The sequence below is a fragment of the Polynucleobacter sp. MWH-Adler-W8 genome (genome assembly GCF_001889925.1).
Taxonomy (GTDB): Bacteria; Pseudomonadota; Gammaproteobacteria; order Burkholderiales; family Burkholderiaceae; genus Polynucleobacter.
On sequence record NZ_LZFI01000005.1, the window covers coordinates 234,470 to 245,166 of the forward strand.

The following is a 10,697-nucleotide window of genomic DNA, read 5'->3' on the forward strand; positions in this document are numbered from 1 at the left end:
TCGAAATTGAAAGCACTATTTTCAAAAGACGATATCCCAAAGGATTGGCAAAAATTACTGGGGAATTATTTCGAGTCAGTAGATTGGCGCTCACTAGAAAAAAATTTGCAGACTGCTCTTGATACTGAAGTTGTTCGACCCGAGCCTCAGAACTTTTTTAAAGCCCTCAAACTTTGCCCCGTTGATTCAGTAAAGGTAGTGATCTTGGGCCAAGATCCTTATCACTCACCAGGGCTAGCGCAAGGGCTAGCCTTTTCGATACCTGCTGAGATTGCAGTCAATTCACGAGAATTTCCCAGCTCACTACGCAACATCAGTAAAGCATTGGCATTAGAAGGTTTTGGGTCTTTACCGAATGGTGATCTTCACAATTGGGCCGAGCAAGGAGTGCTACTTCTCAATACTGCTTTGAGTGTCAAATTGGGCGAGGCCGGCAGTCATACGGGGCTGGGATGGAAAAGCTTCATTGATCATTTGATCGGCGGTTTATCAAAAGCTAGGCCGCATTTAGTTTGGATGCTATGGGGTGGTCATGCCCAATCTAAGCTGTCACTCATTGAAGGAGGTCAGAATCCTTTGATCTTGCAATCCTCCCACCCATCTGGACTTGGCGTATACAAGACGAATAAGCCTTTTTTGGAGCCTGGAGGTAAGGCCAGTTGCAATCACTTTATTAAAGCCAATCAATGGCTGATTGAACAAAAGAGTGCGCCTATTCAGTGGGTGGCGAACAATTGCGCCGACTTATTTAGCTAAAGCAGTAAAAACACACCCCACCGCACAGGCAGCAAAAATAGCGCTGGCCCACTCTAAGATTTGCCCGGATTGAAAAAGATCCCAGTATTGCCCTGCATACGAGCTAGCAGCCGCTGCAATAGACCCCAGTAAGAAGGCCATCAGAATCCTGCCGGGCTTAACCCCATCAGAAGCTCCGGGGTAAAAAATCCAGGCTGACACCCCAGAAACACCCCCAATCACCAGAAAAGCCAAAAACCCCATTGATACCCCCATTAATGCTGCCATCAAATCTATAATTGCCATTATGAAGTTGTTGACACTCGGCATCAATCATCACACAGCGCCGGTCGCCATTCGGGAAAAGGTCGCCTTTGACCCTGAATTTCTTCAAGAAGCGTTGCACGATCTTCGCCAACATTTAGTTGGCGCGAATCAGGCCGGGCTTCCCGAAGCTACGATTTTGTCAACCTGCAACCGCACTGAGGTCTACTGCGCCGCAAATGATGCCAGCGCCGCAGGTCTTTTGCATGAAGCTACTTTCGATTGGTTAGCCAAAACTCAACAGCTTGCACCAAGCAGTCTTGAGCCTCACATTTACTCATTACCGCAATCAGATGCAGTGCGACATGCCTTCAGAGTTGCGTGTGGCTTAGATTCCATGGTAATTGGTGAGACACAAATCTTAGGCCAAATGAAAGATGCGGTTCGCACTGCAAATGATGCTGGTGTATTGGGAACCTATCTCAATCAACTTTTCCAGAAAACGTTTGCAGTCGCTAAAGAAGTACGTGGCTCTACTGAAATCGGTGCGCACTCTATTTCAATGGCTGCAGCCTCTGTTCGCCTCTCAGAACGTATCTTTGAAAAAATTGCAGATCAAAAGATTTTGTTCATTGGTGCCGGTGAGATGATTACTTTATGCGCAACGCATTTTGTTGCGCGCAAACCGAAGAATGTGGCGATTGCTAACCGCACGATAGAGCGCGGTCAAGAGCTTGCAGATTCCATTTCCTCGCAAGGCGTTGAAGCTGAATCCTTCAAGCTCTCCGAGCTCCCAGGGCGCCTACATGAGTTCGACATTATCGTTTCTAGTACTGCCTCATCCTTACCCATCATTGGTCTGGGCATGGTGGAGAGTGCCTTGAAGCAACGTCGCCATAAGCCGATGGTGATGATTGATTTAGCAGTGCCGCGGGATTTTGAACCTGAAATCTCCAGATTGGATGATATCTATCTTTACACCGTTGATGATTTAGGAACGATGATTCAGACTGGTGCCAACTTACGTCAAGCGGCTGTAAGCCAGGCTGAAGCGATCATCGAAGATCGTGTTGGTAACTTTATGCATTGGATGCAAGGTCGTAATGCGGTTCCGCTAATTCAGGATATTCAGCAGCAAGGTGAACGTTTACGTCAACTTGAACTTGAGCGTGCAATGAAACGCTTGATGCGTGGCGATGATCCACAAGAAGTTCTCAATGCCATGGCACAAGGCCTAACCAATAAATTTCTGCATGGCTCACTCCATGCACTGCAACACTCTAATGGCGCTGAGCGTGACGCCTTGATTAAGTTGTTACCCAAACTATTCGCCTCGCATTCGAAGCCAGAAGACCATTAGATGAAGCCCAGCATGCGGGCTAAGCTAGACCACCTAGATACGCGCTTAGCCGAACTTAATTCCTTATTGACCTCCGAAGAAGCAACCAAAGACATGGATGCTTATCGGAAGCTCACGCGTGAACATTCCGATATTGCTACCGTAGTAGAGCAGTTTGGGCTCTACAAGCAAGCAGAGGCGGATGCCCAAGCGGCAGAGGAAATGCGTAAAGATCCCGAGATGAAGGACTTTGCCGATGATGAGCAGAAACAGGCTTTGGCTACGATGGAAGCGCTTGAGGGCGCATTACAAAAGCTCTTGCTTCCTAAAGATGAAAATGATGATCGCAACGTTTTCTTAGAGATTCGTGCGGGCACTGGTGGTGACGAGAGCGCACTCTTTGCTGGTGATCTGCTACGCATGTATAGCCGCTTTGCTGAACGCCAAGGCTGGAAAGTAGAGATGGTCAGTGCTGCTGAATCTGACTTGGGTGGATATAAAGAAGTGGTCCTTCGTCTTGTTGGACAGTCTGTTTACTCACGACTCAAGTTTGAATCTGGTGGTCATCGTGTGCAACGTGTTCCACAAACCGAAACACAGGGTCGCATTCATACATCAGCCTGTACTGTGGCAGTCATGCCAGAAGCAGATGAACTGGAGGCGGTCAAAATTAATCCCGCAGAGTTGCGAATTGATACCTTCCGCGCTTCAGGTGCTGGTGGTCAGCATATTAATAAAACGGATTCTGCAGTCCGTATCACTCACCTGCCAACAGGCACCGTTGTTGAGTGCCAAGACGATCGCAGCCAACACCGCAATCGTGAACAAGCCATGAAGGTATTGGTTTCTCGCATCATGGATGCTAGAGAGCGCGAGAAACATCAACTTGAGGCGCAGACTAGGAAGTCGCTGGTTGGATCGGGCGATCGCAGCGATCGCATTCGCACCTACAACTTCCCACAAGGCCGCATCACCGACCACCGCATCAATCTCACGCTTTATAAAATTGACGCCATGATGGATGGCGATATAGATGATCTTTGTAATGCTCTTGCATCTGAACATCAAGCAGAGTTACTTGCTGCCCTTGGTGATAGTTAAGCGATAACGAAACCTGTGAACAAGGATTTGAGCCTGCGCTCTCTATTGAGCGATTCAGCACTAGCCCCTGCTGAGGCAAAAATTCTGATGGCCTACATCCTTGAAAAGCATTACCAACTTCCACGCTCTGCCTTGCTGTCGCGTGATGATCTAGAGCTCAATGCCAAAGCGTTTGATGAGTGGAAATCGCTTGAATCCAAGAGAATTCAAGGTGAGCCAATTGCATACCTGATCGGAAAAAGAGGCTTTCACAATATTGAGCTTTATGTTGCTCCTGGAGTACTGATACCGCGCCCCGAGACTGAGCTCTTAGTAGAAATTGGTTTGCGTGAAATCAAACGTTTAAATGCTCTGACCAAAATTCTGGATTTAGGAACAGGCTCGGGTGCCATTGCTTTGGCGATTGCGCATGATGCCCCAAATGCGCAACTTACCGCAACCGATCAATCCACAGAAGCACTAGAAATTGCCAAAATAAATGCCAAGCTATTGAATATTGAGACTCGAGTACAGTTTTTTCAGGGGAGCTGGTATGAGGCTATAGAAGCTAGTGCTTCTTTTGACATTATTCTCAGTAATCCGCCATACATCACATCCCAAGACTCACATCTAAGTCAAGGTGACCTACGCTTTGAGCCAATTTCCGCACTAACAGATCATGGCAACGGACTGACCTGCTTAGAAAACATTATTTCAGGCGCCCAACAACACCTCAGTCCCAATGGCCTGCTTGCCGTTGAGCATGGATTTGACCAATCAGAAGCGGTTGTAGCCCTCATGCAGCAAGCAGGTTTTCAGGATGTCCAAACACATTTGGATTTAGGCGGCCATTATCGTGTCGCCTCAGGCAGAAAATAGGTTGAAATAACCTTTTTTCACATTAAGTCTTAAAATCAATAAAACCTTATTTTCAAACTGTCCTTGCAATAAGACTGTCTCAGTAAAAACTTAGTAGAAAGAATATATGGACTCACAAGCTCAAATTAAAGAAATCGTCACTAGCCACCCAGTTGTACTATTTATGAAGGGAACTGCGCAGTTTCCACAATGTGGCTTTTCTGGAAACGCCATCAATATCTTGCGCGCTAGCGGTGTTGAAAACCTCCACACTGTGAACGTTCTAGAAGATGCCGGTATTCGCCAAGGCATAAAAGAGTTCGCAAATTGGCCAACGATTCCTCAGCTCTATATCAATGGTGAATTTATTGGTGGCTCTGACATCATGACTGAAATGTTCCAGTCTGGTGAACTTCAAAAACTCGTCAAAGCTTAATCAAGTTTTTCGCTGAGACTTTGAAGCTGTGACCTTTGATTTAAGCTCTCTTCTACTATTTGGCCTGCCATTTGGAGTTTGTGCAGGCCTTTTAGTTTATGCCTTAAACCTACGCTCCACCCTTGCTCGTGTTGAGCTACAAGCCCAAACAGATCTTGCTCTAGCGCTCAGCTTGCGTACCGAACGTGACCAAGCATTACAAAACGCGATTCGCCTTGAAGCAGAGCTGGACTCTGAACGCAAACAAGGTCTAGGCAAAATTGAATCACTTAATGAAGCTAAAGAGGCTTTGACAAATCAGTTCAAAAATTTAGCCAACGAAATTCTAGAAGACAAGTCAAAGCGTTTTACCGAACAAAATGCTGCTAGTCTAGATGCTCTATTAAAACCTCTGCAAACTAAGCTTACGGAATTTAAAGAGCAAGTTAGCACCTCTTATGGCAATGAAGCTCGTGAGCGTCATGCTCTCAAAAGTGAAATCGAGCGCTTGGCTAATCTCAATCTGCGCATGTCAGATGAAACGCGCTCCTTAACTCAGGCATTAAAAGGAGACTCTAAGGTTCAGGGTAACTGGGGTGAGCTGGTATTGGAATCCATCCTTGAGTCCTCCGGCTTACGCAAGGGTGAAGAGTATCTTGTGCAAGACACCCACACGCAAGTTGATGGCTCACGCCTACAGCCTGACGTTGTAATTAAGCTGCCAGAAGGCAGAAGCTTGGTTGTTGACAGCAAAGTCTCCATAACGGCCTATGCCCGACATGCTGAAACTACTGACCCTGCAGTTGCTGAGCAAGAGTTGGCTGCACATATTCAGTCCTTGCGACAACATATCCAAGGCTTATCTGGAAAGAACTATAGCTCGCTTTATGGAGTGGGTTCAGTAGACTTTGTTTTAATGTTTGTGCCGATAGAGCCTGCATTCTTACTGGCATTAAAGACCGTACCCAACTTATATCAAGAAGCTCTGGCAAAAAATATTGTGTTGGTATGTCCAAGCACTCTTATGGCCACTCTGCGAACAGTTGCCCATCTATGGCGACAGGATCATCAAAATCGCAATGCATTAGAAATCGCAAAACAGTGTGGCAACCTTTACGATAAGTTTGTTGGCTTTGTAGATGATCTTGAGAAGCTTGGCCAACGTCTCGATCAAGCGCAAACGAGCTACCACGATGCATTCAATAAATTAAAAACCGGCAAAGGCAATCTCATCCGCTCAGCCGAAAAGGTTCGTGAACTAGGCGTGAAGCCCAGTAAGAATCTATCTCCGCCCCTGATTGAGTCTTCGTCTGATTTCGAATAATGTAGACAAACAAAAACCCCGCTTAGTTTGCACCAAGCGGGGTTTTTTAATACCGACTACTTAATCAATAATCTGAGTCAGTAAGCAATTAAGCTGATTTACGGCTACGTGATGCAGGTGTAGCAACTTTCTTAACTTGAGCGATTTGACCTTGTACAGTTTCCATTGCTTGATCAGCAGTTTTTTCTGCAGTAGCAAAAGCTTCTTTGCTAGCAGCGCGGAACTGTTCAAAACCTTGCAATGCGCTACCGTATACAGTCTTGAATGAAGACAAGAAAGTTTCTGAACCAGCAGGTGCATTAGCAGCAACAGTGTTGATCCAATCTTGGAAGCCATCTTGCAACTGGTCGATGCTGGCATCAACTACGTTTACAAATTCTTTATTGCTATCGCGCATTACTTTGCTAACTTTCTTTTGGTAAGCAACAGCTTGGTTACCAGCAGACTGCAAAGTTTCAGTATTTAACATCTCAGCAACTTGCTTAGGATCTTTCGCTGTCAAAACTTGTTGAATACCGTCTTGAGCATTAACCAAAACATCTTTGGAAGCAGCGTAGTTCAGTTCAGCTAATTTTTGAGCATTTTCCAAAGCAGCTTCGCTCAAAGAAAATGTAGCCTCAAGGCCTTTGCTATTAATTTGGGACAATTTAGAGGTGATTTGATCTTGGTTCATGTATTTCTCCAGAAATTAAGTGGTACAACTAGTCAATTAAGCGCACGATTTAAGAGATGAAAAACTGTAGATACCTTAAATATTGCACTGCACCATCAAACTGTAACTGAAGGAATATGACAAATCAAGAAGTTTTTGCTGCTATGCAACAAATATATTCCAAGACAACAATAAACTTAATATGATCAATAACTTAATGTCATATCCGAATTCTCATTCCTATCGAAAAGTTGCTATTGCAGCCTGTTTTGGAACCTTTTTAGAGTGGTATGACTTCCTGACATTTGCAACCTTGGCAGTGGTTTTTGCACCGCTCTTCTTTCCCTCAACAGACCCCAATACAGCACTTTTAGCGAGCCTGGCGACTTTTGGCGTTGGAATGGTAGTAAGACCCATTGGAGCTGCCCTATTTGGCTCTATGGGCGATCGGATCGGCCGTAAACCGGTTTTCATGATCACCATTGCATTGATGGGGATAGCAACTGTGAGCGTTGGCTTTTTGCCTACTTATGCCCAAGTAGGTATTTGGGCACCCATTCTGTTGGTTGCTCTGCGCCTACTTCAAGGACTCTCTGCTGGCGGTGAAATCGGCGGCAGTGCTGTCTACCTCACCGAACATGCTGGTGATGAGTACAGGGGATTTAAGACTAGCTTCCTCCAACTCATGGGTCCTCTTGGCATCTTGTTTTCCACCTTGCAAATTGCATTCCTCAGAAGCCAGTTATCACCAGAAGAATTTCAATCTTGGGGCTGGCGTGTGCCATTTTGGATTTCAATTGCGCTATTACTCGTAGCGTTCAAAGCGCGCATGGCTTTAGAAGAAACGCCTGTGTTTTTAGAACTGATCAAATCCCATCAACAATCTACAAGCCCACTACTCAATAACTTTCGCGACCCGCAAACACGTAAACGCATGTTTTTGCTGTTTTTCTGCATCTCTGCGGGAGGGGCAGTGCTTTTCTTTTGCGTGCAAGTCTATACAACGATTTTTCTAAAAACTTCTGTGAAGCTAGCGCCCGAGTTAGTAGACCAATTCAGTATTTATGCGACCTTAGCGTTATTTCCGCTCACTATTTTTGCCGGATGGTTATCGGACAAAATTGGTCGTAAACCAGTAGTCATTTGCGGACTCTTCATGGGTGCTGCTTTTATTCTGCCGGCATTTCATCTGCTCAAGAACATTGGCACGGAATATCTCAACAACCCAGCAATTTCTCTAAATCTTATTTTGATTGGAATGCTACTAATTGGCCTATCTCTAGCACTTGCTTTAGTGGTTGGTCCTCAGACCGCCATGCTGACCGAACTCTTTCCAGCAAAAACCAGAAACAGTGCAGCAACCCTTCCCCATAATCTTGCTGCTGGATGGATTGGTGGCCTACTTCCCTTAATCGTGACCTGGTTAAATCAACGCTGGCAAAGTGATAGTGCCGGCCTGTGGTATCCCACTGTATTTTTAGCAAGCGCTGCTATTGTGGCCCTTCTCTATTTACCAGAGACAAGAAAAATAGATCTACGCCAATAATTAAGGATGCATTTTGCCTAACAACAAACTATACGGCCTTGAAATCATCAGGTTTTTCTCGGCATTAGCTATTTTAATTTTTCACTTCCAACATTTTTCCTTTGTAGGCCAAGCGCCAAATAATTTTGCATTAATGCAGCTACCTTTTTACGACTGGCTAAAACCGGTTTATCTCAATGGTGGCCTTGGCGTACAAATATTTTGGGGCATCAGTGGATTTATATTTTTTTGGAAATACGCCAAAGTGATTGAGCAGAAAGCACTTAATGCAAAGCATTTTTTTGTTCTTCGCTTCTCGCGACTTTATCCTCTACATCTACTAACCCTCTTACTGGTTGCGGGATTACAAATCCTCTACCTACAATCCCACGAATCTAGTTTTGTCTATGGCAATACTGATTGGCGGCATTTTATTCCCCAACTTTTTTTAGCAAGCAATTGGGGTGGTCAAGGCTTCAGCTTTAATGGACCCATATGGTCCATATCAGTTGAGGTATTAATCTACTTATTTTTCTTCTTAGTCGCTCGTTATTTTGGGGCAAGTTTTTTTATAAGTATTGCAGTCCTATTAATATGTACCTTCATTAAGCATTACAACCTGACCGAGTCCTTTATTGTTGATTGCCTTCTTTATTTCTATGTGGGCGGCATGACCGCGGCGCTTTATAGCCGCCTTGAGAGAACAACTTATCGAAAGATATCCCTGCTTATTGCGTTTGTAGTGACTACATGCGCACCTTTTATCTTCCACCTTAGCAATACAAGCTTTTCAAAAATTCTGTTGTTTTGCTATGTCCCCTTTTTAATTTATGCGGGGACAATCAATATTTCCGCCCCTAAAAAATATCATGGAATGATTGCAGCATTCGGCAATATGACCTATTCGAGCTATTTACTGCACTTTCCATTGCAACTACTGATGGTGCTCATTTTCGAGTTCTTCGGCATAGCAATCCCCATCTATGACTCACTCTTCTTTGGAGCATTCCTCCTAGGCATTCTTTTGCTGTCTTACGTTACCTATCGATTTTTTGAGAGGCCTATGCAAGACATCATTAGAAGTTGATGGGATTAGGTTACCCGAAAAAGAAAAAAGCTTCTAAGCGATTAACTTAGAAGCTTTCAAATACTTGGTGCCCCTTGTCCGACTCGAACAGACCACCTACTGATTACAAAGCAGTTTAACAGCTTTGCCAGTAAGGCCTCCCCTATACAGTCATTGGGCTTGGTTGATATTAAACCACATTGGATCACGTTTTTATCAGCTTAGGTTGACACTTTGTTGACGAATTTTCAATGAGGGGTCTTGTTGAGCACTTACGCCATACAGAATTAGTATGCCTCAATTTTAATGCGTTGCTTAATTCAAATTAAACGTTCAACTTCACTTCAGGGGCTTAACAATTCTCCGGTTACCCGTATCATCAACCGCAATCTTATCGGCAACGGCTGATGGAAACACCTTGATATCCTCAAAGCTATATTGCGGCAAATGACTGTTAATCAAATCAACCACAATACGGGCCTGACTAGCATCACGGATGCGCTTGCCCGGATCTCTATCGGGTTGATCAGCCATCCACAGCTTGAATAAAGCAAAAGCACGTGGATCAACTGTATTCATACGGGCCATCTTGCCATTAACGCCAACGATAACCTCACTAAATTTGGGTGCACTGAGTAACCAATCTGCATTACGCGCTTTTACTACCCAAAAATCATCAACCAGAGTACTAAAGCGACCAGGCTCAGCATCACTGCCCTGACCCATACGGCGCAAAATATCAACCTCATAGCCATCTTTATTAACAGCGGTATACAGCTGGTCATCACGCAGCGTGAAGGTTGAATCAATGCTCTGAAGAAAGCCCAGCATACCGCCAGCAAGGGTATTTTCTTGAGTAAACAAGCTTAATTTTTTACGGTTATCCCATAGCAAGTCAACATCCCGAGTTGCCAGATGAGCCTCATTAAGGCGGACCCCAGCGGCAGTCTCATAGGCATATAGCGCGTTAGTGCCAATAATGGTGAACTTGCCAGACATGCCAGCATCGCTCAACCCAACCAGGATATCAATAATGATGTTGGGTGTTCTGCCCACCCTTAGCGCACGATTTAGTCGCTGATGCTTTACAGCGGCCTGCTTTAACCCTGACGAGAGTTCTGCTGCGCGCGCTTTGCCGGCGGTAAATTTGTTGTAGATGGCTTCTGTTTCAGCGCTTTTAGCACCAAGGCCGGTTTGGTCGCCCCTAGTAGTCGTGCGCACCAGATATTCCTTACCTTTAACGGTTTTCCAAACCATTCCTCCACGAAACTCTGCCGACCGTAATTTAGCCTGCTCTAAAGCGGTAAATGCGCTTTTAGCGTCAATATATTGCCGGATGGAATCTTCGGGAAGATCTATTATTTCCAAGTTATTTTGCATTTTAATAAATTACTTGGAAATATAGGCGTTGTCAATCAAAACCCCTGAATCGCTACCAA

General features: G+C 44.9%; 11 protein-coding genes and 1 tRNA gene. 8 read left to right on the forward strand and 4 right to left on the reverse strand.

Annotated features, from left to right (window positions below):
* Nucleotides 1–6 precede the first annotated feature (6 nt).
* The gene (locus tag AOC28_RS07925) at nucleotides 7–756 is read left to right on the forward strand and encodes a uracil-DNA glycosylase (protein ID WP_083564269.1); all 750 of its coding nucleotides are present in this window, start codon (nucleotides 7–9) and stop codon (nucleotides 754–756) included.
* Here AOC28_RS07925 and AOC28_RS07930 read toward each other — a convergent pair.
* Nucleotides 745–1,041 carry a hypothetical protein gene (locus AOC28_RS07930; protein WP_237767769.1) on the reverse strand — a complete coding sequence of 99 codons (297 nt, stop codon included), beginning with the start codon at nucleotides 1,039–1,041 and terminating at the stop codon, nucleotides 745–747. The two genes, AOC28_RS07925 and AOC28_RS07930, sit on opposite strands and share 12 nt — an antisense overlap.
* 1 nt (nucleotide 1,042) lies before the next feature.
* Here AOC28_RS07930 and hemA point away from each other — a divergent pair, with 1 nt between their 5' ends.
* From hemA to rmuC, 5 genes are all read left to right on the forward strand, one after another.
* On the forward strand, nucleotides 1,043–2,359 hold the full coding sequence (gene hemA / locus AOC28_RS07935) for a glutamyl-tRNA reductase (protein WP_072583418.1): 1,317 nt from the start codon (nucleotides 1,043–1,045) through the stop codon (nucleotides 2,357–2,359).
* The gene (prfA, locus tag AOC28_RS07940; protein WP_072583419.1) at nucleotides 2,360–3,439 is read left to right on the forward strand and encodes a peptide chain release factor 1; all 1,080 of its coding nucleotides are present in this window, start codon (nucleotides 2,360–2,362) and stop codon (nucleotides 3,437–3,439) included.
* Nucleotides 3,440–3,454: 15 nt separating this feature from the next.
* The gene (gene prmC / locus AOC28_RS07945) at nucleotides 3,455–4,297 is read left to right on the forward strand and encodes a peptide chain release factor N(5)-glutamine methyltransferase (RefSeq protein ID WP_072583420.1); all 843 of its coding nucleotides are present in this window, start codon (nucleotides 3,455–3,457) and stop codon (nucleotides 4,295–4,297) included.
* Nucleotides 4,298–4,403: 106 nt separating this feature from the next.
* On the forward strand, nucleotides 4,404–4,712 hold the full coding sequence (gene grxD, locus AOC28_RS07950) for a Grx4 family monothiol glutaredoxin (RefSeq protein ID WP_072583421.1): 309 nt from the start codon (nucleotides 4,404–4,406) through the stop codon (nucleotides 4,710–4,712).
* A 28-nt stretch (nucleotides 4,713–4,740) separates the two neighbouring features.
* Nucleotides 4,741–6,015, forward strand: a complete 1,275-nt coding sequence (gene rmuC / locus AOC28_RS07955) for a DNA recombination protein RmuC (protein WP_072583422.1) — start codon at nucleotides 4,741–4,743, stop codon at nucleotides 6,013–6,015.
* A gap of 88 nt (nucleotides 6,016–6,103) precedes the next feature.
* On the opposite strand, the gene AOC28_RS07960 is transcribed toward rmuC, so the two are convergent.
* Nucleotides 6,104–6,688, reverse strand: coding sequence for a phasin family protein (locus tag AOC28_RS07960; RefSeq protein ID WP_072583423.1), 585 nt, complete (start codon nucleotides 6,686–6,688; stop codon nucleotides 6,104–6,106).
* A 181-nt stretch (nucleotides 6,689–6,869) separates the two neighbouring features.
* Here AOC28_RS07960 and AOC28_RS07965 point away from each other — a divergent pair, with 181 nt between their 5' ends.
* Complete coding sequence (locus AOC28_RS07965) at nucleotides 6,870–8,213, forward strand: MFS transporter (RefSeq protein WP_072583424.1); 1,344 nt, start codon at nucleotides 6,870–6,872, stop codon at nucleotides 8,211–8,213.
* A gap of 13 nt (nucleotides 8,214–8,226) precedes the next feature.
* Nucleotides 8,227–9,279 carry an acyltransferase gene (locus tag AOC28_RS07970; RefSeq protein ID WP_158009045.1) on the forward strand — a complete coding sequence of 351 codons (1,053 nt, stop codon included), beginning with the start codon at nucleotides 8,227–8,229 and terminating at the stop codon, nucleotides 9,277–9,279.
* 65 nt (nucleotides 9,280–9,344) lie between these two features.
* Here the strand turns inward: AOC28_RS07970 and AOC28_RS07975 are convergent.
* Together AOC28_RS07975 and AOC28_RS07980 are read right to left on the reverse strand one after the other, a co-directional pair.
* Nucleotides 9,345–9,416 (reverse strand) — tRNA-Ser (locus AOC28_RS07975).
* A gap of 181 nt (nucleotides 9,417–9,597) precedes the next feature.
* On the reverse strand, nucleotides 9,598–10,638 hold the full coding sequence (locus AOC28_RS07980; protein ID WP_072583425.1) for a nucleotidyltransferase domain-containing protein: 1,041 nt from the start codon (nucleotides 10,636–10,638) through the stop codon (nucleotides 9,598–9,600).
* Nucleotides 10,639–10,697: the final 59 nt, after the last annotated feature.

What these genes read in the sequence shown, in the direction of transcription:
- prfA (WP_072583419.1), top strand. Translation starts at nt 2,360, where the DNA reads ATGAAGCCCAGCATGCGGGCTAAGCTAGACCACCTAGATACGCGCTTA.
- AOC28_RS07930 (WP_237767769.1), bottom strand. Translation starts at nt 1,041, where the DNA reads ATGGCAATTATAGATTTGATGGCAGCATTAATGGGGGTATCAATGGGG.
- grxD (WP_072583421.1), top strand. Translation starts at nt 4,404, where the DNA reads ATGGACTCACAAGCTCAAATTAAAGAAATCGTCACTAGCCACCCAGTT.
- AOC28_RS07980 (WP_072583425.1), bottom strand. Translation starts at nt 10,638, where the DNA reads ATGCAAAATAACTTGGAAATAATAGATCTTCCCGAAGATTCCATCCGG.
- AOC28_RS07965 (WP_072583424.1), top strand. Translation starts at nt 6,870, where the DNA reads ATGATCAATAACTTAATGTCATATCCGAATTCTCATTCCTATCGAAAA.
- hemA (WP_072583418.1), top strand. Translation starts at nt 1,043, where the DNA reads ATGAAGTTGTTGACACTCGGCATCAATCATCACACAGCGCCGGTCGCC.
- AOC28_RS07960 (WP_072583423.1), bottom strand. Translation starts at nt 6,688, where the DNA reads ATGAACCAAGATCAAATCACCTCTAAATTGTCCCAAATTAATAGCAAA.